Here is a 26,768-nt window from a genome sequence, read left to right as displayed (position 1 = left end):
GCCGCCCCGAAGGACGGCCTTCTCATTCTTTCCCAAGGGCGGGACGCGATCAGATGTGGATCGGCTTGCCCGTCACGGCCATGGCCGCTTCCTTGATCGCCTCGCTATGCGTCGGATGCGCGTGGCAGGTATAGGCAATGTCCTCGCTCGAAGCGCCGAACTCCATCGCCTGCGCCGCCTGCGCGATCATCGTGCCCGCAACCGTCGCGATGATCCAAACGCCCAACACCTTGTCGGTTTCTGCATCGGCAATGATCTTCACGAAGCCATCGGGCTCATGGTTGGTCTTCGCGCGGCTGTTCGCCAGCATCGGGAATTTGCCGACCTTGATCGCGCCCTTTTCCTTGGCGGCCTCTTCCGTCAGGCCCACGCCAGCGATCTCCGGCTTGGTATAGACCACCGACGGGATCACGTCATGGTTCACGATCCCGGTCAGGCCCGCGATATTCTCGGCCACGGCAATGCCTTCATCCTCGGCCTTGTGCGCGAGCATCGGGCCGGGGATGACGTCGCCAATGGCCCAGACGCCGGGAACCTTGGTCGCGAAGTCATGATCGGTCTCGATCTGGCCACGGGCATTGAGTTCCAGACCGATCTTGTCGAGACCCAGCCCTTCCGTGTTCGGACGACGGCCGATCGACACCAGCACCACATCGGCCTCGATCTTCTCCGCCTCGCCGCCGGCGGCCGGCTCGACGGTCAGGGTCACGCCCTTCTTGCCGACTTCCGCGCTCGTGACCTTGGTGCCGAGCTTATATTCGAAGCCCTGCTTCTTGAAGATCTTGTTCGCTTCCTTGCGGACTTCGCCGTCCATGCCGGGCAGGATCTGGTCGAGGAACTCGACCACCGTGACCTTCGCACCGACGCGACGCCATACGGAACCCAGTTCCAGCCCGATGACCCCGCCGCCGACGACGACCAGATGGCCGGGAACCTTGTCCAGTTCCAGCGCGCCGGTCGAATCGACGATTCTGCCCCCCGCATTGTCTACCGCAACGCCCGGAAGCGGCGTGACCGACGAGCCGGTGGCGATGACGATGTTCTTCGCCGTCACCGTCTTGCCCGCGACTTCAACGGTGTTGGCGCCGGTGAAGGTCGCCAGGCCCTTCAACCAGTCGACCTTGTTCTTCTTGAACAGATATTCGATGCCGCCGGTCAGGCCCTTGACCGCTTCCTTGCGCTGGCCCTGCATGGTGTCGAGATCGAGGCTCATCTTGTCGATCTTCACGCCCAGCTTGGCGAGCGCGCCATTGGCGGCTTCCTCATACAGTTCCGAAGCGTGCAGCAGCGCCTTGGACGGAATACAACCGACATTGAGGCAGGTGCCGCCCAGCGTCTCGCGGCTTTCGGCGCAGGCGGTCTTGAGGCCGAGCTGAGCCGCGCGGATCGCCGCGACATAGCCACCGGGACCGGCGCCAATCACCAGAACATCATAATCGAAGTCTGCCATTTCTCACTCCATTGCCGTGCTCCCGCGAAAGCGGGAGCCCAGGGCGTCGTCAGAACAGCGTTTCGAACAAATCCGCCATTGTGGATTATCGCGTTCGATCAGCTCGATCTTCCAGGCGCGTTTCCATTTCTTCATCCGCAGTTCGCAATGTCGCGCTTCCTGCAGATCGTCATATGCCTCAAACCAGACCAAAAGCTTACAATCATGGTCCTTGATGAAACCGTCAATCAAGCCTTTGCGATGTTGATATGCCCTGGCCGCCAGATCGCTGGTGACACCCAGATATAGGGTGCCGTTGCGCCTGTTGGCCATAAGATAGACATAGCCGGCTCGCGTAGCGCATCTCCACCCTGGGCTCCTGCTTCCGCAGGAGCACTGGTCGCATCTTTACAGGTCGATCAGCAGGCGGGTCGGGTCCTCGATCGCGTTCTTCACCGCGACGAGGAAGGTCACTGCCTCGCGACCGTCGATCAGGCGATGGTCATAGCTGAGCGCCAGATACATCATCGGGCGGATGACGATCTGGCCGTCGCGGACGACCGGACGATCCTCGATGCGATGGAGGCCCAGCACCGCCGACTGCGGCGGGTTGATGATCGGGCTCGACAGCAGCGAACCGAACACGCCGCCATTGGAGATGGTGAAGGTGCCGCCCTTCATGTCCTCCATGGTCAGCGTGCCTTCCTTGGCCTTCTTGCCGAAGCTGCCGATCGTCTTCTCGATCTCGGCCACGCTCAGGCTCTCGGCATTGCGGATCACCGGCACGACCAGACCGTTCGGCGCCGACACGGCGACCGAGATGTCGGCGAAGTCGTTATAGACGATCTCGTCGCCTTCGATCTGCGCATTGACACCCGGAATATCGCGCAGCGCCATGCAGACGGCCTTGGTGAAGAAGCCCATGAAGCCCAGGCGGACGCCATGCTTCTTCTCGAACAGGTCCTTGTACTTGGCGCGCGCCTCGATGACGTTGGTCATGTCGACGTCGTTATAGGTGGTCAGCAGCGCGGCGTTGTTCTGCGCTTCCTTGAGCCGCTTGGCGACGGTCTGGCGCAGGCGGGTCATCTTGACGCGTTCCTGCGCGCGGCTGGGGCCAGCGGCGGGCGCAGCAGCGGCGGGCGTGGCGGCGGGCGCCGATGCGGCGGCCTTGGCGGTACCGGCGGCGGCGGCGGCCACGACGTCGTCCTTGGTCAGGCGACCGTCCTTGCCCGTGCCCTTGATCTTGCTCGGATCAAGGCCATGCTCCAGCACCAGACGGCGAACGGCGGGCGACAGGGTCAGGTTGCCGCCCTCATCCTCATCGGCGGGGGCCGAAGCGGCCGGGGCCGGCGTGGCGGCTTCCGCCTTGGCGGCGGCGGCCGGAGCAGCGGCAGGCGCTGCCGCAGCGGCCGCGCCCTCGTTGACATAGGCCAGCAGCGCGCCGACCTCGACCGTATCGCCTTCCTTGGCGACGATGTCGCCCAGCGTGCCGGCGGCCGGCGCGGGCACGTCGACCGCGACCTTGTCGGTTTCAAGACTGACGATAGGCTCGTCGGCCTTCACGGCGTCGCCGGGCTTCTTGAGCCACTGGCCGACGGTTGCTTCGGTAACGGATTCACCCAAGGTGGGGACTTTGACTTCGGTAGCCATGAGCTTGTTCAGCCTTTCTTCTGGCGACGGATTTCTTCACGGACGCTGTGACCCAGCGCATCGGCGACGAGGGCGCCCTGCTCAGCGACATGGCGCTTGGCGAGGCCCGTGGCGGGCGACGCCGACGCCTTGCGGCCGGCATAGCGGGCGCGCATCGGCGCCTTGCCGGCGGCTGCCAGCGCTTCCTCGACATAGGGCTCCACGAAGAACCATGCGCCGTTGTTGCGCGGTTCTTCCTGACACCAGACGACTTCTTCCAGGTTCGTCATGCGCTCGATGCGCTTGGCGAGGGCTTCGGCCGCGAACGGGTAGATCTGCTCGATGCGCACGATCTGCACGTCCGTGTCGCCCGCGGCGTCGCGGGCCTCCATCAGGTCGTAGAAGACCTTGCCGGAACAGAGCACGAGGCGGCGGGTGTCCTTGTCGGCGGCCCCATTGGGGTCCGACAGGATGCGCTTGAAGTGCGTTTCGCCCAGGAAGTCCTCCGCCTTGCTGACCGCCAGCTTGTGGCGCAGCAGCGACTTGGGCGCCATGATGATCAGCGGCTTGCGGAAAGGCCGCAGCATCTGACGACGCAGGACGTGGAAGTAATTGGCCGGGGTCGTGATGTTCGCGACCTGGATATTCCCTTCCGCGCAAAGCTGGAGATAGCGCTCCAGCCGGGCCGAGCTATGCTCGGGACCCTGACCTTCATAGCCGTGCGGCAGCAGGCAGACGAGGCCGTTGGACCGCAGCCACTTGGTCTCCGATGAAGCGATATACTGGTCGAAGATGATCTGCGCGCCATTGGCGAAGTCGCCGAACTGCGCTTCCCACAGCACCAGGCTCTTGGGATCGGCCAGCGCGAAGCCATATTCGAAGCCCAGCACGCCATATTCGGAGAGCGGCGAATCCAGCACCTCGAACCGGCCGTGCGGCACGGTCGAGAGCGGGATATATTTGTTCTCCCTATCCTGGTCGGTCCAGACCGCGTGCCGCTGGCTGAAGGTGCCGCGCCCGGAGTCCTGGCCCGACAGGCGGACGCCATAGCCTTCCGACAGCAGCGATCCGAAGGCCAGCGCCTCGCCGGTCGCCCAGTCGAAATTCTCGCCGGACTTGAACATCTCGGCCTTGGCGTCGATCACGCGCTTCAGCGTCTTGTGGACGTTGAGGCCCTCCGGAATCGCCGTCAGCGTCTTGCCCAGGCTGTCGAACAGCTTCTGGCTGATAGCGGACTCGACGCTCTGGCGGCTCGTTTCGGCATCGGCCGGCTTGTGCAGGCCCGACCACCGACCGGCGAACCAGTCGGCCTTGTTGGGCTTGTAGCTCTTGCCGGCCTCGAACTCTTCCTCCAGATGGTTGACGAAGTCGCCCGTCACCTGGGCGACGAAATCATCGTCGACCACGCCCTCCGCCTTCAGCCGCGCCGAATAGACGTCGCTGACCGGCGGATGCTGACGGATCTTCGCATACATTTGCGGCTGGGTGAAGGACGGCTCGTCGCCTTCATTGTGGCCGAAGCGGCGATAGCACCACATGTCGATCACGATGTCGCGGTGGAAGGTCTGGCGATATTCCATCGCCAGCTTGCACGCGAAGGTCACCGCCTCCGGATCATCGCCATTGACGTGCAGGATCGGGGCCTGGACGCCCTTCGCCACATCGCTGGGATAAGGCGAACCGCGCGAGAATTGCGGGCTGGTCGTGAAGCCGATCTGGTTGTTGACGATGAAGTGGATGCAGCCGCCGGTATTATAGCCCGACACGCCGGAGAAGCCGAAGCATTCCCAGACGATGCCCTGCCCCGCAAAGGCCGCGTCGCCGTGGATCAGCACGGGCAGCACCTGCTCATGCTTGGCGAGGTCGTCGCGGAAGGTCTGCTGCGCGCGCACCTTGCCCAGCACCACCGGATCGACGGTTTCGAGGTGCGACGGATTGGGAACCAGCGACATATGGACCTTGACGCCGTCGAACTCACGGTCGGTCGAGGTGCCGAGGTGATATTTGACGTCGCCCGATCCGCCGACATCCTCGGGATTGGCGGTGCCGCCCGAAAATTCGTGGAAGATGACGCGGAAGCCCTTGGCCATCACATTGGCGAGCACGTTCAGCCGGCCGCGATGCGCCATGCCATAGACGATCTCGCGCACGCCCTGCGCGCCGCCATATTTGATGATGGCTTCCAGCGCCGGGATCATCGATTCGCCGCCGTCCAGGCCGAAGCGCTTGGTGCCGACATATTTGCGGCCCAGGAACTTCTCATATTGCTCGGCGTGGATCACCTTGGCCAGGATCGCCTTCTTGCCTTCCGGCGTGAAATGGATTTCCTTGTCCTTGCCCTCCAGACGCTCCTGCAGGAAACGGCGTTCCTCCACGTCCGCGATGTGCATATATTCCAGGCCGACATTGCCGCAATAATTGGCGCGCAGAATCGCCACGATCTCACGCACGGTCGCATATTGCAGGCCCAGCGTGCCGCCCAGATAGACCTTCTTGTCCGGATCGTTCAGGCCGTGATATTCCGGCGTCAAGTCGGCCGGCAGGTCGCGTTGGGTCAGCCCCAGCGGGTCGAGATTGGCAGCCAGATGACCACGTACGCGATATGTGCGGATCAACATCTGCGCGCGTATTGCATCGTCGGCCGCACTTACGGCATCGGTATCCGAAACCGCCTTGCCGCTGGCCTTGGCGGCGGCCTTCACGGCCACTTGCATCTGCGTGGGGTCAAGCGCCCCGGTCAGGTCGTCGGTGTCGATCGGCGGCCAGTTGGTGCGCGCCCAGCTCGGTCCGCGCTCAATCTCGAAGTCCTGGTTTTCGTAACCCATTTCTCTCGTCCCATGCCAACCGCGTGCAGTCGCGGGTGCGGGGTAACAGATGGCCGGGGTGCAGCCCGGCCATCTCCATGGCTGGATCAGCCCTTCAGCACTTCCAGCAGAGTCGTGCCGAGTTCGGATGGGCTCGCCGCAACCTTGATGCCGGCTGCTTCCATCGCTGCGATCTTGCTCTCCGCGTCGCCCTTGCCGCCCGACACGATCGCGCCGGCATGGCCCATGCGGCGTCCCGGAGGCGCGGTGCGGCCCGCGATGAAGCCGGCCATCGGCTTCTTGCGGCCCTTCTTCGCTTCGTCGATCAGGAACTGGGCGGCCTGTTCTTCCGCGTCGCCGCCGATTTCACCGATCATGATGATCGATTCGGTGGCGTCGTCGGCCAGGAACAGTTCCAGCACGTCGATGAAGTTGGTGCCGTTCACCGGATCGCCGCCGATGCCGACGGCCGTGGTCTGGCCCAGGCCCGCATTGGTGGTCTGGAACACGGCTTCATAGGTCAGCGTGCCGGAGCGCGAGACGACGCCGACGCTGCCCTTGGAGAAGATGTTGCCCGGCATGATGCCGATCTTGCATTCGCCCGGCGTCAGCAGGCCGGGGCAGTTCGGGCCGATCAGGCGCGACTTCGAACCCGAAAGGGCGCGCTTCACCTTCACCATGTCCAGCACCGGAATGCCTTCGGTGATGCAGACGATCAGCGGGATTTCGGCGTCGATCGCTTCCAGGATCGAGTCGGCCGCGAACGGCGGCGGAACATAGATGACCGACGCATCGGCGCCGGTCTTCGACTTGGCTTCGGCCACGGTGTCGAACATGGGCAGGCCGATATGGGTCGTGCCGCCCTTGCCCGGCGTGACGCCGCCGACCATCTGCGTGCCATAGGCCAGGGCGGTTTCGGTGTGGAAGGTACCGGTGGCACCGGTCATACCCTGGGTGATGACCTTGGTGTTCTTGTTCACCAGAATGGACATGGGCGTCCCTTCATTTTCTGTGGACGTGGCACTTTGGGTCTAAAGGCGGACCGCCCCAGGCTGCGCACTTACCTGGGACGGTCCGGTGCAAGCTCGTTTGCGGATCAGGCCAGCGAAGGATCGATGCCCTTGCAGGCTTCCAGCAGTTCCTTGACGGCGTCGATCGACACCTGAAGGTTCGCCTTGGCTTCGTCGTCCAGTTCGATCTCGACGACCTGCTCGACACCGCCGGCGCCGATGATCACGGGCACGCCGACATAGAGATTGTCGACGCCGTACTGGCCGGTCAGGTTGGCGGCGCAGGGCAGCAGGCGCTTCTTGTCGCCCAGATAGGCTTCAGCCATGGCGATGGCGCTGGTGGCCGGCGCATAGAAGGCCGAGCCGGTCTTCAGCAGCGCGACGATCTCGCCGCCGCCCGAACGAGTGCGCTGCACGATGGCGTCGATGCGTTCCTTGGTCGAGCGGCCCTGCTTGATCAGGTCGGGAACCGGGATGCCCGCGACGGTCGAATATTCGATCACCGGGACCATCGTGTCGCCATGGCCGCCGAGCACGAAGCTGGTGACGTCCTTGGCCGACACGTTGAATTCTTCCGCGAGGAAATGGTTGAAGCGCGACGAGTCGAGCACGCCGGCCATGCCGACCACCTTGTTGTGCGGCAGGCCGGAAAATTCGCGCAGCGCCCACACCATCGCGTCGAGCGGGTTGGTGATGCAGATGACGAAGGCGTCGGGCGCGTTGGCGGCGATGCCCTCGCCCACGGCCTTCATGACCTTGAGGTTGATGCCCAGCAGATCGTCGCGGCTCATGCCCGGCTTGCGGGCGACGCCGGCGGTGACGATGATGACGTCCGCGCCCGCAATGTCGGCATAATCGTTGGAGCCGGTGATCTTCGCGTCGAAGCCTTCGACCGAAGCGCATTGCGACAGGTCGAGCGCCTTGCCCTGCGGCACGCCTTCGACGACGTCGAAGAGAACGATGTCGCCAAGCCCCTTGAGAGCCGCCAGATGCGCGAGCGTGCCACCGATATTACCAGCGCCGATAAGCGCGATCTTCTTACGGGCCATATGCAATCATCCTCCAAGCCGTAAACTGGAATTGCCAAGAAACCGGAACTGAAAGTGCGCTTAGGCCTATCCGCCCTAGGTTTCAACCGCGCAAAGGCCCGCACGCCAATTTATCTTTGCAATTCATTCGCAATTTCATTAATAGCCGTTTCGCCTCTGTCGCCCGCGCGCTCCTACCCTGGCGCATGGCCCTTCCCCACAGCGGCCACCTGCCGCACGCCTCCCTTCAATGGGAGCGTGCGGACCCTTTTTTCCAGAGCGGACAATGGCGAATTCGACGGAGCGAGATTATTTCTCGCCGTGGCCCAGCGCCAGATAGTCGTCGGACTGCATTTCCATCAGGCGGGATACGGTGCGCTCGAACTCGAACGCGCCATCGCCCTCCGGGTAGAGACGCGCCGGTTCCGCATCGGCGGAGGCGAGCAATTTCACCTTATATTCGTAGAGTGCGTCGATCAGCGTCACGAAACGCGCGGCCTCATTGCGTTTCTCCGGCCCCAGCACCGGAATGCCGACGATGATGACGGTGTGATATTTGCGGGCGATCGCCAGATAGTCCGGCGCGCCCCGGGCCTCGACGCAGAGGCGCTTGAAAGAAAAGACAGCGACGCCCTTCAGGCTCTTGGGCACATGCAGCGTCCGGCTGCCCTGCACCTTGATGTCCTCGGCCGGAACCTTCGCCCGGTCTTCGACCGGATAGTCGGTCAGGCGGAAAAAGGCTTCCGACAGCGCCCTCGTGGCTTCCGGACCGTTGGGCGCGTGCCACAGGGTCGCATCGCCCAGGCGATCGCGGCGATAGTCGGTCGGACCGTTCAGGGTCATGACGTCCAGCTTCGCCTTGATGAGGTCGATGAAGGGCAGGAAAAGCTGGCGGTTGAGACCGTTCTTGTAGAGTTCGTCCGGCTCGCGGTTGGAGGTGGTGACGATCGTCACCCGCTTTTCCAGCAAGCCGGTAAAGAGCCGCGACATGATCGCGGCATCGGCCATATTGTTGACGACCATCTCGTCGAAACAGAGCAGCCGCGCCTCCTCCGCCAGCGACTCGACCACCGGGGGGATCGGGTCGCCCGTCTCCGACTTGCGCGCCTCAGCCAGCCGGGCATGGACATCGAGCATGAATTCGTGGAAATGGGCGCGCTTCTTGCGCTGGACATGCACCGTGTCGAAGAACAGGTCCATCAGCATCGACTTGCCGCGCCCGACGCCGCCCCACATGTAGAGGCCGCGCGGCGGTTCCGGCGCCTTTCGCAGCAGCCTCCACAAGGTCGAACCGCGCGGCGGCGACGCCTCCAGTTCCTGCTGGAGCCGGTCCAGGCGCATCGCCGCCGCCCGCTGGTCGGGGTCGGGCCGCAATTCGCCCGCGGCCACGAGCGCGTCGTAACGGGCGATGACGCTGCTCACCCTGGCAGCGGCTTCTTGGGTTCGGGCGCCTTGCGCACGGTCGCGGTCGATGCCGCGATCAGGTCGTCATCCTGGGAAATGGTCAGGCGCAGGAACATCAGCCGCCCCGTCTCCCGCAGCAATTCGACCTCCGCGCGCAGGACGGGACCGATCTTTCCGGAGCCACAATATTGCATGCTGAGGTCAACGGTCACCGCCGCCGCCTGTTCCGGACGCCCCATCGCCGCCAGGGCCGCGAAATAGGCGTGATCGGCAAATCCGGCGAGAAAGCCGCCATGCAGCGCCCCCAGCCGGTTGGCGTGCGACGGCAGGCTTTCCAGCATGACCGTCGCCCTGCCCGCCGCATCGCTGCGCGAATAGCTGGTGCCGATGGCCGAGTCGAGGAACGTGCCCGGCGCCGTGTCGGTCCAGCACGACCAGCCCGCCCAGGGCCCTTCGGCCACCGGGCTCAGATGACCCGCTCCGTCGCTCACCGTGTCAGAGTTGCCGCTCGACCATCATCTTCTTGGTTTCCGCAATCGCCTTGGCCGGGCTCAGGCCCTTGGGGCAGACATTCGCGCAGTTCATGATGGTGTGGCAGCGATAGAGGCGGAAGGGATCCTCCAGCTCGTCCAGACGCTCGCCGGTATATTCGTCGCGGCTGTCGGCCAGCCAGCGATAGGCCTGGAGCAGGATCGCCGGGCCCAGGAACTTGTCGCTGTTCCACCAGTAGCTGGGGCAGGAGGTCGAGCAGCAGGCGCACAGGATGCACTCATAGAGGCCGTCCAGCTTCTCGCGGTCGGCGGGCGACTGGAGCCGTTCCTTGCCGCTGGGCGCCGGGCTGACGGTTTGCAGCCAGGGCTTGATGCTGTTGTACTGGGCGTAGAAATGGGTGAAGTCGGGGACCAGATCCTTGATGACGTCCATGTGCGGCAGCGGCGTGACGCGCACTTCCTTGCCCGCGCATTCCTCGATCGAGGTGGTGCAGGCCAGGCCGTTGCGGCCGTTCATGTTCATCGAGCAGGAACCGCAAATGCCCTCGCGGCAGGAACGGCGGAAAGTCAGCGTCGGATCATATTCATTCTTGATCTTCAGCAGGGCGTCCAGAACCATCGGCCCGCAATTGTCGAGATCGATCTCGAACGTGTCGTAGCGCGGATTCTGCCCGGAGTCGGGATCGTAGCGATAGACCTTGAAGCTCTTGACGTTCGTCGCGCCGTCGGGCGCCTTGTGGGTTACGCCCTTGGCGCTGATCTTGCTGTTCTTGGGCAGCGAAAATTCGGCCATTGCTCGTCAAGCCTCTTCGGATAATCCTTCAGTCGGCGTTGCGCATAACAAAAAATCTGCAAAGGTCCAGCACTGACGCAATGCAAAAAACGGGTTGCTTGATTTGTGGCGGTCCTGATCGCTACGGCGCGGCACACCCTGGAGAGCCAGCCCGTTGCCGACCGACATCGCCTTCCTCGCCATTGCCGAAGCCCATCAGGTCTATCACTGGCTGCCGGCCGCGCTTGCCCTGTCGCGCCGGGCGGGGGTGAAGGTGCATGTGCTTTCCCCCTCCCGCCTGATCCTGGATCTGGTCGCCAGCTATGATCCGGAAGGCGCGCTAGACCTCATCCGCCTGCGCAGGCCGCCCGCCCAACCCGACTCGCTGTTCCGCCAGCCGTCGCGTTTCCTGACGCTGATGCTGAACTATGCGACGGTCCGCCGCTTTCCCCTGTTGGTGACGACGGAGATTTCCAGCGGCTGGCTGCGCACCATGCCCGGCTTTTCCGCCCGCATGATCCAGATCAAGCATGGCGCGGGCGACCGGGAGGGCGGGTACAAGGCGCGCCATTCCGCCTTCGACCTGACGCTGGTCGCGGGCGAGAAGGACCGGCGGCGGCTGATCGACCGCGGGCTCTGCACGGCACAGGATTGCGCGGTCGGCGGCTATGCGAAGTTCGAGCTGAAGGCCGCGCGGCAACGCTTTTTCGACAATGACCGGCCGGTGCTGCTCTACAATCCGCATTTCGATGCCGAATTGTCGTCCTGGCCCCGCCATGGGCCGGAGGTGCTGGCGGCGCTGGAAGCGCTGGAGGGGTGGAACGTCATCATCGCCCCCCATACCAAGCTTGCCTGCCGCACCGCGCCGATCCGCACGACGGCGCCCCATATCCGCGTCGACATGGGCAGCCGTCATTCCATCGACATGAGCTATACGATGAGCGCGGACGTCTATCTGGGCGACGTGTCGAGTCAGGTCTATGAATATCTGCTCCATCCCCGCCCGTGCATCTTCCTCAATCTCGACCGGCGCGACTGGCGCAGCGATGAGGCCTTTGCCCATTGGCGGCTGGGACAGGTGATCGAGGATATGGGCGCCCTGCCACAGGCGCTTGATCGCGCCGCGGACTTGCAAGCCGGGTTCGTTGATGCTCAGGAAGCGGCCATGTCCGATTCCATCGACCGATCGCCCACGCCTGCTTCCGAAAGGCAGGCCGACCTCATCCTCGATTTCGCCCGGAAATCCGAAAGGACCGCCGCCGCATGACCCAGACGATCATGACCGCGCTGGGGCCGGTGCGGCTGCTGGGCGACAATGCGACCCGCATCTGGGGCATGTCCAATGCCGAGCGCTGCCGCCGCATGGCCGAAAGCGCCGCGAAGAACGGCAGCGCATTGGCGGACGGGCATGAACTGCTGTTCAACCTGAGCTACGCCTTCGATCCGATGCTGCTGCGGCTGGTGCTGGAGGAGCCCGGGACGGTCTTCGCCTGGGGCGCGGTACCGATCGTCGGGCAGGTGCCCGCAGGCAGCGATCCGCTGAGCGCGCCGCATCTCGTCGATCTGTCGGATGGGCGGAAGCTCTATAACCGGCAACTCCGCAAGCTGGAGCAGCCCTTCGTCCGGGAACTGACGCCCGCGACCCGGCGCGGCATCGAACGGCAAAGCTATTTCGGCGCCTATAAGGGCGTCACCGACCTGCTGACCAAATATCTCTGGCCCGAACTGGCGCTGTGGCTGACGCGGCTCGCCGCCTCCATCGGCATGACGCCCAATATGGTGACGGCCATCGGCGCGACGCTCTGCATATTGGCGACCTGGTTCTTCGCGCAGGGGCTGTATTGGACCGGCATGCTTGCCGGCTTCGTCTTCATGGTGCTGGACACGGTGGACGGGAAGCTGGCCCGCTGCACCATCACCTCGTCCAAATGGGGCAATGTGGCGGACCATGGCGTCGACCTGATCCATCCGCCCTTCTGGTGGTATTTCTGGGGCGTGGGGCTGTCGGCCTGGGGGCTGGCGCTGTCGACGCAGACTTTCGCGCTGGTGATGGCGGCCGTGATCGCGGGCTATGTGCTCCAGCGGCTGATCGAGGGGATGTTCATCAAGGATTTCGGCATGGACATCCATGTCTGGGGCCGGTTCGACAGCTGGTTCCGGCTGATCACCGCGCGGCGCAACCCGAATATGGTGATCCTGTTCGTCGCGCTGCTGGCTGGGCGGCCGGACATCGGGCTGATCGCGCTCGCCTGGTGGACGATCATCTCGCTGGGCGTCCATGCGGTGCGGCTGATGCAGGCCTATGCCGTGAAGCGCTCCGGGCGGCCCATCGTCAGTTGGATGGAGGCAAGGGCATGAACGCGACCATCGGGAAATTCGGCTACCCCGCGACCCTGATCGCGGAGTTCGCGCATTGGCTGGTGTTGCTGCGCCCCGCCCAGCCGACGCTGGGGTCGCTGGTGCTGGCGGCGAAGTCCGACGCCACGGCCTTTGGCGACCTGCCGGCGGAAGCCCATGCCGAACTGGCGGTTGCCACCAAGGCAATAGAAAGCGCGCTGGCTCAGGCGGTCGGCTATGAGAAGATCAATTATCTGATGCTGATGATGGTGGACCCGCATGTCCACTTCCATGTGCTGCCCCGCCATACGGGCAGCCGCGAGCATGAGGGCCTGCGGATAACGGACGCCGGATGGCCGGGACAGCCCGACCTTGGCAGCGGAGTGAAGCTCGACCCCGATCAGATCGCCGCGCTGACGGATTGGCTCAGGCCCTATTTCGCGTAACGCCCCTCGGCCAGCCAGCGGGCGGTGAGCCTCTTCGCCGCCTCGACATCCTGCGGGAAGTCGACTTCCTGCCAGTCCAGCCCCTCGATGGAGACGGTACCGACGCGGTTGCCCTTGGCGATGATGTCGATGGCGCGCAGATACCAGCGCTCGACGCCCTCGGGCGTGCGCATCATCTGGTCGATCTGGTTGCGGAAGATCGCCGGCCCCTCACCCTTGAAGGCCAGCATGCCGATGGATTCGGCATTGGTGTCATGGGGCAGCAGCCGCTTGCCGATGGCAAGCAGGCGGCCGGTCTCGTCCCGGTTCACCTTCATGTCGTCATCGTCATAATCGCCGGGCTTGACGTCCACGGTGACGGTGACGGCGTCCTCCGCCCCCGCGATCAGCTTCGCCACGATCTCGTCCGAGACGATGGTGTCGCCGTTCAGGATGATGAAGTCCCGATCCATCTCCTCCCGCACGATCCAGCAGGTGCCGAGATTGTCCGCCACCTGAAAGAAGGGGTTGAAGACAGTGCGGATGCGCGCGCCGGTGTCGCGGTAGAGTTGCAGCGCATGATCCTCCACCCGTTCCGTGCGGAAGCCGGTGACGACGACGATGTCGGTCACGCCATTGGCCACCAGCGCGGCGACCTGCCAGCTGATGAGGGTGCGGCCGTTGAAGTCGATCATGCATTTGGGCACGTCGCGGGTCAGCGGAAGCAGGCGCGATCCCTGGCCCGCGGAAAGGATGATGGCTTTCGAGATAGTCATGCGTCGGGCCATTAAAGCAAAGACAGGCCGATGGACAGGCCATGTTGCATCACAGCCGGCCCAATCCTAGATAGACCCGCGCCGGTCGGTCGGCGATCAGGAAAGGCCGGAACCCAAGTGACGAGCAAGCGCGGATCGGGTGGCGCTCAGGAAGGCTTCGCCCGCATCCTGGCGAATACCGGCTGGCTGCTGGGCGGCAAGGGCGTGGGCGCGGTGCTGAGCCTTGCCTATCTGGCCATCGTCACGCGAACGCTGGGCGTCGCGGATTTCGGCCGGTTCGCGCTGGTGCTGAGCGCCGCTAACGTCATCAAGACGCTGGTCAGCTTCGACAGCTGGCAGATCGTCGTGCGCTACGGCCAGCCGCATCTGGCCGCGGGCGACGGCGATGCGCTGAACCGGGTGCTGCGCTTCTGCATCCTGATCGACCTTGGCTCCGCCGTGGCGGGCGGGCTGATCGCGGCCTTCATCATCCTCGCCTTCGGACCGCTGATGGAATTGTCGGCGGGCATGGGGTGGCAGGCCTGGATCTTCTGCATGGTGATGATGATCACCATCCGCTCCAGCCCGACCGGCGTTCTGCGTCTGTTCGACCGGTTCGATTCGGGCGCCTTTGCCGAAACCATGATCCCGGTGGGGCGGATGATCGGCGCCGGGCTGGCCTGGGTGCTGACGCCCGATGTCACCGGCTTCCTGATCGCCTGGGGCGCGGCGGAATTGTTGTGCGCGATCAGCTATTGGTGGCTGGCGCTGCGCGTCGGGGGCGAAAGGCTGGGGCGCTGGCGGTCCGGCCGGGCGCTGGACGCGCGCAGGGAAAATCCCGGCATCGTCGGCTTTCTCACCGCCACCAATTTGCAGACGACCCTGTCCTCCGTGGGCCAGCAGGTGGCCGTGCTGGTGGTCGGCCTGTTCGTGGGACCTGCGGGGGCTGGCCTCTACCGGCTTGCCAACCAGCTCGCCAATTCCCTGACCAAGATTTCCAGCCTGCTCTCCCGCAGCATCTTCGTGGAACTGAGCCGCACCCATTCCAGCCATGGCCATGAGGCGCTGGGTACGCTGTTCCGGCGGACCAACCGGCTGGCGCTGATCGCAGGGGCCGTGATCATCGCCCTCATCCTGACCATCGGCCATCCGCTGCTGGGGCTGATTGCCGGCAAGGCATTTCTGCCGGCCTATCCGCTGCTGCTGCTGCTGGGGATCGCGGCCTGCATCGACCTGGTCGGGGTGAGCTATCGTCCGCTGCTGATGGCGACCGACCGGGCCAGCCTGTCGCTGCGCATCACGCTGGTTTCGACCGCCTTGCTGCTGGGGATGCAGGCGGCCTTGTTGCCGATCTATGGCACGGTCGGGGCGGCAAGCGCGAATATCGTCGCCGCGATCGCGGGCTTTGCCATGATGGGGCTGGCGAGCCGACGGGTTTTGACACGGCCCGGCATGAAGGAAGCAGGCTGAACTAACGGAACCGCGCCGGAGAATAAGGCGCCGGATCGATCCCCATGATCTGCGGCGGCAAAGCCTCTCCCCTGAGAAGGGCAGCGCCCAGCAAGGCCGCAGCGGGCGAGGTCTGGATGCCGAACCCGCCCTGCCCCGCAAACCAGAAAAAGCCCCGCGCCGCCGGATCGAAGCCATAGACCGGCGCCCGGTCGCGGGAGAAGCTGCGCAGCCCGGCCCATTTGCGTTCCACCGCCTCGACCGGCCAGTCGACCACCGCCTCGAAGCGGGCGATCGCTTCCGCCACCGCCATTTCCTCCGGCGCGGCGTCGCAGGGCGGCGAAGGCTCCTCGTCATGGGGCGTGAGCCAGACCCGGCCCTCCCCCTCCGGCTTGAAATAGAATTGCGAGGCAAGGTCCATGACCAGCGGCAGATCGGCCGCAGGCATGGCAGGCACGCGCAACTGCACCACTGTCCGCCGCAGCGGCGCAATGCCAATCGGCGCGACCCCGCAAGCCCGGGCCACATCGTCCGCCCAGGCCCCCGCCGCGTTGACGATCATCCTGCAATCGATCGCGCCCCTGTCCGTTTCGACCCGCCAGCCGCCGTCCCGCGCCTCGGCACGCCGCAACGCCGTCGCCAGCCGGACCTCGCCGCCCAGGCGACGGAACAGCCGCAACCAGGCCTGATGCAACGCCGCCACGTCGATGTCGCGCACACCCGGCTCCAGCACGCCCAGCGTCCATTCCGGCCGCAGTCCAGGGACAAGCCCGGCAGGCTCGACCGGAACCAGGTCCACCTTGCCGCCGAACTGCTCCAGCAGGCGGTCCCGCGCCGCCGCATCGCCTGCCCGCCCGATATGCAACGTCCGGCGCGGCGTCAGGAAAGGGGTGTCGGAAAAGTCCGGATCGGGCGCGGCCAGCATCGGTCCCGACGCCGTGGTCAGGGGCTGAACCGCCAGCCCGCCATAGGTCTCCTCCCAGAAGGAAACCGCCCGCCCCGTCGCGTGATAGCCGGCGCTCGGCTCCATCTCCAGCATCAGCACGCTGGCACGGTCCGCCAGCACCGCGCCAAGGCTCGCCCCGGCGATCCCGCCGCCGACAATCACGATGTCGGGCCGGTTCATTCCAGTCCGGCCCGGCGGGGGGCGACTTCATCCAGAAAGCAATCGATCCGCGCCAGCGCATCCACCCGCACCGGGTCCAGCTCCCGCAATATCTCGTGCGCGGCCTCCCGCCCATAGACATGCAGCCGCGCGCCGGCGATCCGCACCGCGATCCGCGCGATGGCAGGCGTGGAGACGAGCCGGTCGGTCCGCGCCGCCAGGATGAGCAGGGGCACGGCAATCCGCTCGATCGCGCGCCCCTGCTCCAGCGCGCGGGTCGAATGCAGCGCCTGCGCCACCCATTTCCAGCTCGGCGGGCCCAGCGCCACCTCCCTGCTATGGTCGCGCCACCACAGCTCATCGGCATAGCGTTCGGGATCGTGGGTCAGCCGCTTCTGCCGCATACGCCGCTGGCGTTCCGACTCCTCCTTCTGCGTCCACGCCTGCTTTTCGGCAAAGCCCAGGGCACACATCGTTTCGGCAATGGCCACCGCCAGCCAGCGCGGCAGGGGCGCGGTGTGCAGTCCCATCATCGGCGCGACCGTCACGGCGGCATCGGGCGGAGCCATCCCTTCCGCCAGCGCGCGCAGCAACAGATGGCCGCCCATGCTGTGACCGACGATCACGCTCGGCCCCACCCCCTGCCCACGCCAATCGGTGGCGAAGGCTTCAAGGTCGGCGATCCACTGTCCGAAATCGTCGATATGGCCGCATAGCGGATCGCCGGTCGTGCGGCCCGATCCGCCCTGACCGCGCCAGTCGAAGCCGGTGACCGCCCAGCCCCGGTCGGCCCAGTGGCGGATGACCTCAAGATATTTCTCGATCATGTCGCCGCGTCCGCCCAGCACCAGCATCCGGCCGCGACGACCTTCGCCCAACCGGTAGCGGCGAAGGCGCCAGCCATCGGGCGCGGTCCAGTAATCGAGCCGCCCGTCCATCGGCCAGGCGCGCCGGTCGAAAGCAACGGGAACGAAGCGGGGCGAATCCATGCGCCGCATGGTTACGCTTTGGTAAGCCATGCGGTCTATAGTTTCGAACCCATGACGGGGGATATTTTCCAAATGGCGCTGATCGGCGCCCTGACAGTGCTGCTGATCGTGGCGTCCGTCACCGATCTGCGGTCGCGCATCATCTCCAACCGGCTCAACCTGACGGTGGCCGCACTGGCGCCGCTCTGGTGGCTGGCCTGCGGCCTGCCCTTCTGGCCGGGCATGGCGGTGCAGCTGCTGGTGGCGCTGATCGTGTTCATGGCGTTCGCCGCCCTGTTCGCGCTCGGCTGCATGGGCGGCGGCGACGTGAAGCTGCTGGGCGCGCTGGCGCTCTGGTTTCCCTGGCAGGCGACCCTGTCGATGCTGATGCTGATGGCGGTGCTGGGGGGCATCGTCACCATCGTGACCGTCGTGCACCATCGCATGACCCGGCGGCTGGGCCAGCCGCAAATCCCCTATGGCATCGCCATCTCGTTCGCGGCGCTTTGGCTGCTTGGCGAACGATATATTAACCAATTTGCGTGAATAAACGGGGGCTCGGGCGCAACTCGTCCGATTGAGGGAGGCGAATTTCATCATGGATGCCAAGAAGATCGTGCTGCTGGTGGGGGCGCTGATCATAGCGGTCACTACAGCCCTGCTTGCACGCAACATGCTGAGTTCGTCGAGCGCACCGCAAGCGGGCGCATCGTCCATGCCGATCGAGGCTGACCAGCCCCATGTGCTGGTCGCGACCAAGGCCCTGCCGGTGGGCACCATCCTGGATGCGGAGAGCTTCCGCTTCCAGCCCTGGCCCAAGGATCTGGTCGAGCAGGCCTATTATATCAAGGGCCAGGCCGATCCGCAGAAGCTGGTGGGCAGCGTCATCCGCACCGCCATTTCCGCCGGCCAGCCGATGACCCTGGGGTCGGTGATCAAGCCGGGCGATCGCGGTTTCCTGGCCGCGGCCCTCGGGCCGGGCATGCGCGCCGTGACCGTGCCGGTGTCGGCGCAGAATTCAGTGGCAGGCTTCGTCTTTCCGGGCGACCGCGTCGACCTGATGCTGACGCAGAGCGTCAGCGGCGGCGGCGAAGGCGAACCGCTCAAGGTCTCCGAAACCATCCTGCGCAATCTGCGCGTGCTCGCCACCGACCAGCGCATGGACGCGCTGGGCGCCGACGGCAAGCCGGTGGTTCAGACCTATTCCAACGTCACCATCGAAGTGACGCCGAAGATTGCGGAGAAGATCGCGGTGGCCCAGACCATCGGCTCGCTCTCGCTCTCGCTGCGCTCGCTCGCGGACAACAGTTCCGAACTGGACGCGGCCATTGCCGGCAGCGACGTCGACCTGCCGGACGGCAGCAATCCCAATGCGGAAAAGAAGCTGCTGGCCAGCATCGCCGCTCGCCCCGTCGACAAGGGCAGCACCTATTCCACAGGCGCCGACGTCTCGCGCTATCAGCGCAGCAGCGTCCCCGCCAAGCCTTTGCAGGCCATGGCTGCTGGCGGCGCTCCCGTCATCGGCGCGCCGGTCGGCGGAGGCATTGTCGGCCAGGGGCCGGTGATCCGCGTCGCCCGCGGAACCAGCGTGACCGTCGTTCCGGTCGGGGGGAAGTAAGATGAAGGGGTTCACTGTTCACACCCGTGCGGCCAGGCCGCACACCCTCTCGGCTCTTGCGGCCAAGCCGCTGCTCGGCCCCGCAATCGCCCTCGGCCTGGCGGTTGCAGCCGCTGCCGCGCCGACCACCGCGCTCAACGCCGCGCCTGCCTCCATGCAGGACAATGCGATCCTGCTCTCCGTGGGCGGCAGCAAGGTCATCAACCTGCCGGCCAAGATGTCGGACGTGGTGATCGGCGATCCGGATGTGGTCGACGTTCACGTCCGTTCGCAGAACCAGCTTTACCTGATCGCGAAGAAGGCAGGCGAAACCACCGTCTTCGCGACGGCGACGAACGGCAAGGTGCTGTTTTCCGGGACGGTGCGGGTCGGCAACAATCTCACCAGCATCGACGACATGCTGAAGCTGGCGATGCCGAACGCGGACATCGCCGTCAACAAGATGAACGGCATGGTCCTGCTGACCGGCACCATCGCCGCGCCGGAAGACGCGGCGGAGGCCGAAAGGCTGACCCAGGCCTTCGTCGGCAAGGAAGTGACCGTGGTCAGCCGCCTGCGCACCGCGACGCCGCTTCAGGTCAACCTGCAGGTCAAGATTGCCGAAGTGTCCCGCGATGTGGGGCACAAGATCGGCATGAACTGGAAATCGCAGGATCTGACCGGCGGCAAATGGGCCGGCGGCATCGGCGGCGGAACCCGCGACGCCATCACCTTCAACAGCGGCGGCGGGGGAACGTTCAACTTCACCGCGGATGGCGGTTACAGCCTTGGCGGTGTGGCGCGCGTGCTGGGTCTCGACATCGGCGCCGTGCTGGACCTTGCCGAATCAAGCGGCCTCGCCACCACCCTCGCCCAGCCCAACCTGACCTCGCTGTCAGGCGAAACCGCAAGCTTCCTCGCGGGCGGCGAATATCCCTATACCGTCAGCAACGGCACGCAGGGCAACAGTATCGAATTCAAGCAATATGGCGTGCAACTGGCCTTCACGCCGACCGTGCTGGCCGATGGCCGCATCTCGCTGCGCGTCCGCCCCACGGTGTCGAGCCTCGACTTCTCGGTCGACTCCAGCGTGCCCGCGCTCAGGAGCCGCACGGCCGAAACTACGGTCGAACTGGGTTCCGGTCAGGCCTTCATGATCGCCGGCCTGCTCAACAACGACACCGCGAACAGCATCAGCAAGGTTCCGGGCATTGGCAATCTGCCGATCCTGGGCAGCCTGTTCAAGTCGCGCAATTTCCAGCGTCACGAGACGGAACTGGTCATCGTCGTCACCCCCTATCTGGTGAAGCCGATGAATGCGTCCGACGTGCGCCTGCCGACGGACGGGTTCCGCAACGCCAATGAAGGTCAGGGACTGTTCCTGCAACAGATGCACGACGGCGTCAGCGGGGCCCGCTCCCCCATGCCGAGCCGCGCGCCGGGCGCTCCGGCACCCGCGCCGGGTCCGCAAAGCTCGGCCGCTCTGCCGCCGGTCGCCTCTCGTGACACTGGCAAGCGTTCGAAGGACGCCGCGCCCGGCTTCAGCTTCTGATCCGAAGGACGAAAGACATGACTTTCCAGTCTCGCAAGACCCCCGTCCTCCCCGGCCTTGTCCGCCTTAGCGCGCTCGCGCTGATGGCCCTGCCGCTCGCCGGCTGCCAGACCGACCAGGCCGCCAATCGCGGCGTGCAGTCGGTCCATCAGCCGGTCGTCAGCCACACCGCCTTCACCTATGATGTGCAGGCGGGCCCCGATGGCGGCCTCACCGCATCGGAGGCGCGCCGGCTGGACGACTGGTTCGTTTCCATCGGCCTTGGCTATGGCGATCAGGTCGCCGTGGCGACGGATGCGGGCTATTACAGCCCTGCCCTGCGCGAAGGCATAGCCGATGTGGTGGCGCGCCACGGCATGCTGGTGGGCGAAGACGGCACCGCCGTCGCCGGCACCGCGCCACAGGGCGCCGTGCGCCTGATCGTGCGCCGCGCCACCGCCAGCGTGCCCGGCTGCCCCGACTGGTCGGACAAGCCGGAAACCGACCAGCAACTGGGCGCATCGACCAATTTCGGCTGCGGCGTGAACGGCAATCTGGCCGCGATGATCGCCAATCCGGAGGATCTGGTGCGCGGCCAGACCACCGACAGCGATCTGCGCACCGCCACGTCCAACCGCGCGATTTCGACCTATCGCGAAAAGGCGCCGACCGGTTCCGGCGACCTCAAGACCCTGTCGGGAGGCAATTGACATGAACGCACCCTGGAAACCCGGCGCCTCCGGTCAGCGTGACCCCTTCCATGCCTTCGTCTGCGACGATCACAGTTTCGACCTGCTGCGCGTCGTCGCGGCGGAAATGGGCTGGGCGCCGGAAAAGGTGAACAAGGGCGGCATGCGCAACGCCGTGCAGTCCCTGTCGATCACCGCTTCGCCACAGATCCTGTTCATCGACATGTCGGAAAGCGGCGATCCGCTGAATGACATCAACAGCCTGGCCGAAGTGTGCGAACCCGGCACGGTCGTCATCGCGGCAGGCCAGGTCAATGACGTGCGCCTCTATCGCGACCTGCTGGCCAGCGGCATCCAGGACTATCTGCTGAAGCCCTTCGGCGCGGACCAGTTGCGCGACGCGCTGGCGCAGGCGCAGGCCGTATTCTTCGCGCCACGCGATGCGGGGCCGGAACGGCCGCACATGACCACGGCGGTCATCGGCACGCGCGGCGGCGTGGGCGCGTCCAGCTTGGCAACCTCGCTCGCCTGGCTGCTCAGCGACAAGAGGCAGCGCCCGACCGCCCTTCTCGACCTGGACGTCCATTTCGGCACCAACGCGCTGGCGATGGACCTGGAGCCGGGGCGTGGCCTGACCGACGCGATCGAAAATCCCAGCCGCATCGACGGTCTGTTCATCGAACGCGCGATGGTGCGCGCGAGCGACACGCTGGCGATCCTGTCGGCTGAAGCGCCGATCAGCCAGCCCCTGCTGACCGACGGCGGCGCCTTCTACCAGTTGCTGGAGGAGTTCCGCGCGGCTTTCGAATGCAGCGTCATCGACCTGCCGCGCGCCATGCTGATCCAGCATCCGCATCTGATGAGCGACGTGAACGTCACCGTCGTGGTCACGGAACTGACGCTGGCGGCGGCGCGGGATTCGATCCGCATCCTGTCCTGGCTCAAGACCAACGCCCCGCAGTCGCGCGTGCTGGTCGTCGCCAACCGCGTCCACCCCGGCGCGCCGGAAATCAGCCGCAAGGATTTCGAACAGTCGATCGAGCGCAAGGTGGACGTGCTGATCCCCTTCGACCTCAAGGTCGCATCGCAGGCCGCCAAGCTGGGCAAGACGCTGGCGGAGACGGCCAAGGGCAGCAAGGTCGGGGCCGCCTGCAACACCCTGCTGGATGCGGTATTGGGCGCGGCGGAGGAGGCGGAGGCCGATGAAGGCCGCGCGACCTCGTCGAAGAAGGGCGATTCCCTGCTGGGCAAGATCAGCGATCTCAAGAGCATGATCCCTTCGCGCCGCAAGGGCAAGGCTTCGGCCTGAACAGGATGGGCCGTGCCGCCTGGGGGCGGCATGGCCGCTTTGATGGAACCGGATAAGAAACGGGCAGGCACATGAACGGCAATATCATCCTGATGGCGGTGCTGCTCGCAACCATGCTGGGCCTGATCGTCATGGCTTTTGGCGGCCCGTCGCCCGAAAAGGCGCAGAAGCGCCGCATGGAACTGATCCGCGGCCGGCACAGCGATTCCACCGACGCCATATTGGAAGCGCGCATGCGCAAGGCGATCTCGAACCGCCCGGCCGGCAATGAATCGTCGATGCTGGTGTCCCTGGTGCCCAATCCGGAAAACCTCGCCAAGCGTATCCGCATGACCGGCAAGAAATGGACCGTCAGCCAGTATATGACCGCCTGCGCCGTCATCTTCCTGCTGCTGTCCGCCGTGCTGATGCTGCGCGGATTCCCGCCACTGTTCGCCGTGATGCTGGGCCTCGCGGCGGGGCTTGGCCTGCCGCATATGTGGATCAGCCGGCTCATCAAGGGCCGCGTGCTGAAATTCAACGCCAAGTTTCCAGACGCATTGGAACTGCTGACCCGGGGCCTGCGCTCGGGCCTTCCCATTGCCGAGACGCTGAACGTCGTGTCGAGCGAAGTGCCGGGACCGGTGGGCGAGGAATTCAAGCTGATCACCGAACGCATCAAGATCGGCAAGACCATGGATCAGGCGTTGCAGGAGACCGCCGACCGGCTGGGCACGCCCGAGTTCCAATTCTTCGTCATCAGCCTGGCGATCCAGCGCGAAACCGGCGGCAATCTGGCGGAAACCCTGTCCAACCTCGCCAACGTGCTGCGCCAGCGCGCGCAGATGAAGCTCAAGATCCGGGCGATGTCCTCGGAATCCAAGGCGTCGGCCTATATTATCGGCGTGCTGCCTTTCACGGTATTCGGCCTGATCTGCTACATCAACTACGATTATATGTCGCCCTTCTTCACGCCCGACCCGGCCGGGATATTCGGCCTTTCGACCATGCAGGTGGTCGGCATCGGCGGCATGTGCTGGATGGCGATCGGCGCCTTCATCATGGCGCAGATGATCAACTTCGAAATCTGAGGAAGCCGACAAGATGGAAAGCACACCCGTCCCCGCCGGCACCCTCTTCGGCCTGACCGCCACCGATTTCGGCACGCTGCTCGCCGCCCTGGCGACACTGGCGACGCTGTTCGCGCTTTATGCGGTCATGACCGTGCGCGATCCGATGGCAAAGCGCGTCAAGGCGCTCAACGAACGGCGCGAACAGCTGAAGGCCGGCATCACCGCCTCCACCGCGCGCCGCCGCGCCAAGCTGGTGAAGAAGAACCAGACGACCGACCAGATGCGGTCGCTCCTCTCCAGCCTGAAGGTGCTGCAGGACGATCAGCTCAAGGAAGCGCAGATCAAGCTGGCCCAGGCCGGCATCCGGTCGAAGGACTGGGCGGTCGCGGTGATCTTCGGCCGCATGATCCTGCCGATCGTCATCGGCGGCATGGCGGCGCTGCTGCTCTATGCGGTGGGCATCTTCCCCGAATGGGGCGGCGCGAAGCGCTTCATGGCGTTCGCCGGCGCGTTGCTGCTGTCCTACAAGGCGCCCGACATCTTCATCGACAACAAGATCCAGAAGCGTTCCGCCGCGATCCGCAAGGGGCTGCCCGACGCGCTGGACCTGCTGGTGATCTGCGCCGAGGCTGGATTGACCGTCGACGCCGCCTTCAGCCGCGTCGCCCGTGAACTGGGCAAGGCCTATCCGGAACTGGGCGATGAATTCCACCTGACCGCCATCGAACTCAGCTTCCTTACGGAGCGGCGCATGGCCTTCGAGAACCTGGCCACCCGCGTCAAGCTGGACGCGATCAAGGGCGTGGTCACGACCATGATCCAGACGGAAAAATACGGCACGCCGCTGGCTTCGGCCCTGCGCGTGCTGTCCGCCGAATTCCGCCACGAACGCATGATGCGTGCCGAGGAAAAGGCCGCGCGCCTGCCCGCGATCATGACCGTGCCGCTGATTCTCTTCATCCTGCCGACCCTGTTCGTCGTCATCCTGGGTCCGGCCGCCTGCTCGATCAGCCAGGCCTTCTAAAATTTTGAAGGGGCGCAGGCGCGTTGCCGTAGCGTCCCTTCGAACGCCTGCGAAAGCCGCTGATTTTCCGCCTTGGCGAAGCGGCCGATCCTGCCCTATCCCCTTTTGCAAAGACGCAAATCCGGAGAGGTCCATGGTCGCCATCACCCGCATCGCCGTCCGCGCCGCGCTGCCCATCCTGCCCCTGTTCGCCGCCCTGCCCGCGCAGGCCGCCCAGCCCATCACCGGCCGCTGGGCCACGGTCGACGGCAAGGCCATCGTCCAGATCGCCCCCTGCGGCAAGACGCTCTGCGGGCGGATAGAAAAGATCGTGAAACCCACCCCCGGCCGCCCCCAGACCGACATCAAGAACCCCGATCCGGCCCAGCGCGGCAAGCCGCTGACCGGCCTGGCGCTGCTCACCGGCTTTGCCGACGCGGGCGATCTGTGGAAAGGGTCGATCTACGATCCGGAAAGCGGCAAGACCTATAACAGCAAGGTCAGCCGAAACGGCGACGGCACGTTGAAGGTGCAGGGTTGCATCATGATGTTTTGCAAGACCCATACATGGACGCCCGTGCGCTGATCGGCTGACCTCTTTTTGGATGAAGCCAGCCATTCCCCCTCCGCAGGCGGGAGGGGGTGAGCCAGTGCGACATCTGCGGAGATTCCCAACCGCCAAGCCGGAAACTCGCTACGCTCACCCTCCGCCTCCCGCCCAAAAAACGAAATGCCCCGGCCTTGGCCGGGGCATTTCGTTTCAGCACTGCCGCGAGGATCAGGCCGCCTTGCGCGCCTTGGTCAGCTTCTTCATCAGCATGTCCCGCTTCAACCGCGACAGATGGTCGATGAACAACACGCCCTGCAGATGATCCATCTCATGCTGGAGGCAGGTGGCCAGCAACCCTTCCAGCCGCTCCTCATGGATGCGTCCGTCCCTGTCCATCCAGCTCGCGCGGATGCTCGCCGGCCGCTCCACTTCCGCAAACTGGTCGGGGACGGACAGGCAACCCTCATTATAGACCGACAGGTCCTCCGATCCTTCCAGGATTTCCGGATTGATGAACACCATCGGCTTCCTGACCGGCGGCGCGCCCTCCTCATCGGATTCGGGTTCCTGCAGGTCGATCACCAGCACCCGCTTGGGCACGCCCACCTGGATCGCGGCCAGGCCGATGCCCGGCGCGTCGTACATGGTTTCGAACATGTCGTCGATCAGACGCTGCAAATCGTCATCGATCGCCTCCACCGGAGACGAGATGGTACGCAGGCGCGGATCGGGCGCCTCCAGGATGGGAAGAATGGCCATGGAGCCAAAATAATCGGACGGCCGGAAAATTTCAAGCGACCGCCACATTCACCCGACGGGACGCCGCGCCCTCAGCGCCTGGGCCAATGTCCCCTCGTCCAGATAGTCCAGTTCCCCGCCCACCGGCACGCCATGCGCCAGTTGCGTCAGGCGCACGGGAAAACGCTCCAGCCGTTCGGCCAGATAATGGGCGGTGGTCTGTCCCTCCAGCGTCGCGTTCATCGCCAAAACCACCTCGTCTATGCCGCCGGCCTCCACCCGCGCGACCAGCGCATCGATGGACAGGTCCTCCGGACGCACGCCTTCCAGCGCAGACAGCCGACCGCCCAGCACATGGAATCGCCCCGGGAACAGTCGCGACTTGTCGAGCGCCCACAGGTCCGCAACATCCTCCACGACGCAAAGCGCCCGCGCATCCCGGCGCGGATCGGCGCAGATGCCGCAGGGATCGACGGTATCGACATTGCCGCACAGGCTGCATGTCACCAGCCGCTCGTTCACCGCATCCAGGGCGCGCAGCAGCGGCTCCAGCGCGGATTCCCGCTTCTTGAGCAGGTGCAGCACGGCACGCCGCGCCGAACGCGGGCCAAGGCCGGGCAGGCGGGACAGCGCCTGCGTCAGCGCTTCGATCTCGGGAGAAGCCATGGAACCGGAATAAGGGCTTGCAAGTCG

General features: G+C 65.2%; 25 protein-coding genes and 1 pseudogene. 12 read left to right on the top strand and 14 right to left on the bottom strand.

Annotated elements, in window-relative coordinates; translation table 11 throughout:
* Nucleotides 1-49: 49 nt before the first annotated feature.
* From lpdA to K7W03_RS06435, 9 genes and pseudogenes are all read right to left on the bottom strand, one after another.
* The gene (gene lpdA, locus K7W03_RS06475) at nt 50-1,450 is read right to left on the bottom strand and encodes a dihydrolipoyl dehydrogenase (RefSeq protein WP_048576156.1); all 1,401 of its coding nucleotides are present in this window, start codon (nt 1,448-1,450) and stop codon (nt 50-52) included.
* A gap of 49 nt (nt 1,451-1,499) precedes the next feature.
* Nucleotides 1,500-1,762: pseudogene (locus tag K7W03_RS06470) on the bottom strand (GIY-YIG nuclease family protein).
* Nucleotides 1,763-1,837: 75 nt separating this feature from the next.
* Nucleotides 1,838-3,079, bottom strand: a complete 1,242-nt coding sequence (gene odhB / locus K7W03_RS06465; RefSeq protein WP_222885834.1) for a 2-oxoglutarate dehydrogenase complex dihydrolipoyllysine-residue succinyltransferase — start codon at nt 3,077-3,079, stop codon at nt 1,838-1,840.
* A gap of 8 nt (nt 3,080-3,087) precedes the next feature.
* Nucleotides 3,088-5,883, bottom strand: coding sequence for a 2-oxoglutarate dehydrogenase E1 component (locus K7W03_RS06460; protein WP_222885833.1), 2,796 nt, complete (start codon nt 5,881-5,883; stop codon nt 3,088-3,090).
* Nucleotides 5,884-5,969: 86 nt separating this feature from the next.
* Nucleotides 5,970-6,854, bottom strand: coding sequence for a succinate--CoA ligase subunit alpha (gene sucD, locus K7W03_RS06455; protein ID WP_025547828.1), 885 nt, complete (start codon nt 6,852-6,854; stop codon nt 5,970-5,972).
* 104 nt (nt 6,855-6,958) lie between these two features.
* Nucleotides 6,959-7,921, bottom strand: a complete 963-nt coding sequence (gene mdh, locus K7W03_RS06450) for a malate dehydrogenase (protein ID WP_044661781.1) — start codon at nt 7,919-7,921, stop codon at nt 6,959-6,961.
* Nucleotides 7,922-8,209: 288 nt separating this feature from the next.
* Nucleotides 8,210-9,322 carry a cell division protein ZapE gene (zapE, locus tag K7W03_RS06445; RefSeq protein WP_222885832.1) on the bottom strand — a complete coding sequence of 371 codons (1,113 nt, stop codon included), beginning with the start codon at nt 9,320-9,322 and terminating at the stop codon, nt 8,210-8,212.
* Complete coding sequence (locus tag K7W03_RS06440; RefSeq protein ID WP_044663071.1) at nt 9,319-9,765, bottom strand: PaaI family thioesterase; 447 nt, start codon at nt 9,763-9,765, stop codon at nt 9,319-9,321. The genes zapE and K7W03_RS06440 overlap by 4 nt, the downstream gene beginning before the upstream one ends.
* 34 nt (nt 9,766-9,799) lie before the next feature.
* Entirely contained in the window at nt 9,800-10,588 is a 789-nt protein-coding gene (locus K7W03_RS06435) for a succinate dehydrogenase iron-sulfur subunit (RefSeq protein WP_025547823.1), read from the bottom strand.
* Nucleotides 10,589-10,742: 154 nt separating this feature from the next.
* Between K7W03_RS06435 and K7W03_RS06430 the strand changes: the two genes are divergently transcribed.
* Genes K7W03_RS06430 through K7W03_RS06420 form a run of 3 tightly spaced genes read left to right on the top strand, consistent with a single transcriptional unit; the run spans nt 10,743 to nt 13,350 of the window.
* Nucleotides 10,743-11,834 (top strand): glycosyl transferase, encoded by a 1,092-nt coding sequence (locus K7W03_RS06430; protein WP_222885831.1) that lies wholly within the window; start codon nt 10,743-10,745, stop codon nt 11,832-11,834.
* Nucleotides 11,831-12,925 (top strand): CDP-alcohol phosphatidyltransferase family protein, encoded by a 1,095-nt coding sequence (locus K7W03_RS06425; protein WP_222885830.1) that lies wholly within the window; start codon nt 11,831-11,833, stop codon nt 12,923-12,925. The genes K7W03_RS06430 and K7W03_RS06425 overlap by 4 nt, the downstream gene beginning before the upstream one ends.
* Nucleotides 12,922-13,350 carry an HIT family protein gene (locus K7W03_RS06420; protein ID WP_222885829.1) on the top strand — a complete coding sequence of 143 codons (429 nt, stop codon included), beginning with the start codon at nt 12,922-12,924 and terminating at the stop codon, nt 13,348-13,350. Before K7W03_RS06425 ends, K7W03_RS06420 begins: the two co-directional genes overlap by 4 nt.
* Here K7W03_RS06420 and K7W03_RS06415 read toward each other — a convergent pair.
* Nucleotides 13,338-14,105 carry a sugar phosphate nucleotidyltransferase gene (locus K7W03_RS06415; RefSeq protein WP_025547819.1) on the bottom strand — a complete coding sequence of 256 codons (768 nt, stop codon included), beginning with the start codon at nt 14,103-14,105 and terminating at the stop codon, nt 13,338-13,340. The genes K7W03_RS06420 and K7W03_RS06415 overlap by 13 nt on opposite strands.
* 117 nt (nt 14,106-14,222) lie before the next feature.
* On the opposite strand from K7W03_RS06415, the gene K7W03_RS06410 reads away from it, so the two are divergent.
* Nucleotides 14,223-15,554, top strand: a complete 1,332-nt coding sequence (locus K7W03_RS06410; protein WP_222885828.1) for a lipopolysaccharide biosynthesis protein — start codon at nt 14,223-14,225, stop codon at nt 15,552-15,554.
* Between the two features lies 1 nt (nt 15,555).
* On the opposite strand, the gene K7W03_RS06405 is transcribed toward K7W03_RS06410, so the two are convergent.
* Both K7W03_RS06405 and K7W03_RS06400 read right to left on the bottom strand, forming a co-directional pair.
* Nucleotides 15,556-16,659: an NAD(P)/FAD-dependent oxidoreductase gene (locus K7W03_RS06405; protein ID WP_222885827.1), complete on the bottom strand. Its 1,104-nt coding sequence runs from the start codon at nt 16,657-16,659 to the stop codon at nt 15,556-15,558.
* Nucleotides 16,656-17,636, bottom strand: a complete 981-nt coding sequence (locus tag K7W03_RS06400; RefSeq protein ID WP_222885826.1) for an alpha/beta hydrolase — start codon at nt 17,634-17,636, stop codon at nt 16,656-16,658. The genes K7W03_RS06405 and K7W03_RS06400 overlap by 4 nt, the downstream gene beginning before the upstream one ends.
* A gap of 63 nt (nt 17,637-17,699) precedes the next feature.
* Between K7W03_RS06400 and K7W03_RS06395 the strand changes: the two genes are divergently transcribed.
* The 8 genes from K7W03_RS06395 to K7W03_RS06360 all read left to right on the top strand — a co-directional run bounded on the left by K7W03_RS06395 (nt 17,700) and on the right by K7W03_RS06360 (nt 25,373).
* Complete coding sequence (locus K7W03_RS06395; RefSeq protein WP_082166087.1) at nt 17,700-18,152, top strand: prepilin peptidase; 453 nt, start codon at nt 17,700-17,702, stop codon at nt 18,150-18,152.
* Nucleotides 18,153-18,204: 52 nt separating this feature from the next.
* Nucleotides 18,205-19,224, top strand: coding sequence for a Flp pilus assembly protein CpaB (gene cpaB, locus K7W03_RS06390; protein ID WP_222885825.1), 1,020 nt, complete (start codon nt 18,205-18,207; stop codon nt 19,222-19,224).
* A gap of 1 nt (nt 19,225) precedes the next feature.
* Entirely contained in the window at nt 19,226-20,755 is a 1,530-nt protein-coding gene (locus K7W03_RS06385; RefSeq protein WP_061938972.1) for a type II and III secretion system protein family protein, read from the top strand.
* Between the two features lie 17 nt (nt 20,756-20,772).
* Complete coding sequence (locus tag K7W03_RS06380) at nt 20,773-21,444, top strand: CpaD family pilus assembly protein (RefSeq protein ID WP_222885824.1); 672 nt, start codon at nt 20,773-20,775, stop codon at nt 21,442-21,444.
* 1 nt (nt 21,445) lies between these two features.
* Nucleotides 21,446-22,732 (top strand): pilus assembly protein CpaE, encoded by a 1,287-nt coding sequence (locus tag K7W03_RS06375; protein WP_044661772.1) that lies wholly within the window; start codon nt 21,446-21,448, stop codon nt 22,730-22,732.
* 71 nt (nt 22,733-22,803) lie between these two features.
* Entirely contained in the window at nt 22,804-23,802 is a 999-nt protein-coding gene (locus K7W03_RS06370; RefSeq protein ID WP_137709264.1) for a type II secretion system F family protein, read from the top strand.
* A 13-nt stretch (nt 23,803-23,815) separates the two neighbouring features.
* Nucleotides 23,816-24,808: a type II secretion system F family protein gene (locus K7W03_RS06365; protein WP_025547806.1), complete on the top strand. Its 993-nt coding sequence runs from the start codon at nt 23,816-23,818 to the stop codon at nt 24,806-24,808.
* A 133-nt stretch (nt 24,809-24,941) separates the two neighbouring features.
* The gene (locus K7W03_RS06360; protein WP_222885823.1) at nt 24,942-25,373 is read left to right on the top strand and encodes a DUF2147 domain-containing protein; all 432 of its coding nucleotides are present in this window, start codon (nt 24,942-24,944) and stop codon (nt 25,371-25,373) included.
* A gap of 192 nt (nt 25,374-25,565) precedes the next feature.
* On the opposite strand, the gene def is transcribed toward K7W03_RS06360, so the two are convergent.
* Both def and recR read right to left on the bottom strand, forming a co-directional pair.
* Nucleotides 25,566-26,096: a peptide deformylase gene (def, locus tag K7W03_RS06355; RefSeq protein ID WP_048576188.1), complete on the bottom strand. Its 531-nt coding sequence runs from the start codon at nt 26,094-26,096 to the stop codon at nt 25,566-25,568.
* A 48-nt stretch (nt 26,097-26,144) separates the two neighbouring features.
* Nucleotides 26,145-26,741, bottom strand: coding sequence for a recombination mediator RecR (gene recR, locus K7W03_RS06350; RefSeq protein WP_044661769.1), 597 nt, complete (start codon nt 26,739-26,741; stop codon nt 26,145-26,147).
* Between the last annotated feature and the right edge of the window lie 27 nt (nt 26,742-26,768).

It is taken from the genome of Sphingobium sp. PNB (genome assembly GCF_019873065.1).
Taxonomy (GTDB): domain Bacteria; phylum Pseudomonadota; class Alphaproteobacteria; order Sphingomonadales; family Sphingomonadaceae; genus Sphingobium; species Sphingobium fuliginis.
This window is presented reverse-complemented; position numbering and strand designations above follow the sequence as displayed.

Coding starts and splice junctions, on each gene's coding strand:
- K7W03_RS06385 (WP_061938972.1), top strand. CDS start 19,226: ATGAAGGGGTTCACTGTTCACACCCGTGCGGCCAGGCCGCACACCCTC.
- K7W03_RS06420 (WP_222885829.1), top strand. CDS start 12,922: ATGAACGCGACCATCGGGAAATTCGGCTACCCCGCGACCCTGATCGCG.
- mdh (WP_044661781.1), bottom strand. CDS start 7,921: ATGGCCCGTAAGAAGATCGCGCTTATCGGCGCTGGTAATATCGGTGGC.
- K7W03_RS06435 (WP_025547823.1), bottom strand. CDS start 10,588: ATGGCCGAATTTTCGCTGCCCAAGAACAGCAAGATCAGCGCCAAGGGC.
- K7W03_RS06370 (WP_137709264.1), top strand. CDS start 22,804: ATGAACGGCAATATCATCCTGATGGCGGTGCTGCTCGCAACCATGCTG.
- K7W03_RS06405 (WP_222885827.1), bottom strand. CDS start 16,659: ATGAACCGGCCCGACATCGTGATTGTCGGCGGCGGGATCGCCGGGGCG.
- K7W03_RS06360 (WP_222885823.1), top strand. CDS start 24,942: ATGGTCGCCATCACCCGCATCGCCGTCCGCGCCGCGCTGCCCATCCTG.
- K7W03_RS06380 (WP_222885824.1), top strand. CDS start 20,773: ATGACTTTCCAGTCTCGCAAGACCCCCGTCCTCCCCGGCCTTGTCCGC.
- recR (WP_044661769.1), bottom strand. CDS start 26,741: ATGGCTTCTCCCGAGATCGAAGCGCTGACGCAGGCGCTGTCCCGCCTG.
- K7W03_RS06460 (WP_222885833.1), bottom strand. CDS start 5,883: ATGGGTTACGAAAACCAGGACTTCGAGATTGAGCGCGGACCGAGCTGG.
- K7W03_RS06425 (WP_222885830.1), top strand. CDS start 11,831: ATGACCCAGACGATCATGACCGCGCTGGGGCCGGTGCGGCTGCTGGGC.
- K7W03_RS06395 (WP_082166087.1), top strand. CDS start 17,700: ATGGCGCTGATCGGCGCCCTGACAGTGCTGCTGATCGTGGCGTCCGTC.
- lpdA (WP_048576156.1), bottom strand. CDS start 1,450: ATGGCAGACTTCGATTATGATGTTCTGGTGATTGGCGCCGGTCCCGGT.
- K7W03_RS06375 (WP_044661772.1), top strand. CDS start 21,446: ATGAACGCACCCTGGAAACCCGGCGCCTCCGGTCAGCGTGACCCCTTC.
- cpaB (WP_222885825.1), top strand. CDS start 18,205: ATGGATGCCAAGAAGATCGTGCTGCTGGTGGGGGCGCTGATCATAGCG.
- K7W03_RS06365 (WP_025547806.1), top strand. CDS start 23,816: ATGGAAAGCACACCCGTCCCCGCCGGCACCCTCTTCGGCCTGACCGCC.
- K7W03_RS06415 (WP_025547819.1), bottom strand. CDS start 14,105: ATGACTATCTCGAAAGCCATCATCCTTTCCGCGGGCCAGGGATCGCGC.
- K7W03_RS06400 (WP_222885826.1), bottom strand. CDS start 17,636: ATGCGGCGCATGGATTCGCCCCGCTTCGTTCCCGTTGCTTTCGACCGG.
- def (WP_048576188.1), bottom strand. CDS start 26,096: ATGGCCATTCTTCCCATCCTGGAGGCGCCCGATCCGCGCCTGCGTACC.
- sucD (WP_025547828.1), bottom strand. CDS start 6,854: ATGTCCATTCTGGTGAACAAGAACACCAAGGTCATCACCCAGGGTATG.
- odhB (WP_222885834.1), bottom strand. CDS start 3,079: ATGGCTACCGAAGTCAAAGTCCCCACCTTGGGTGAATCCGTTACCGAA.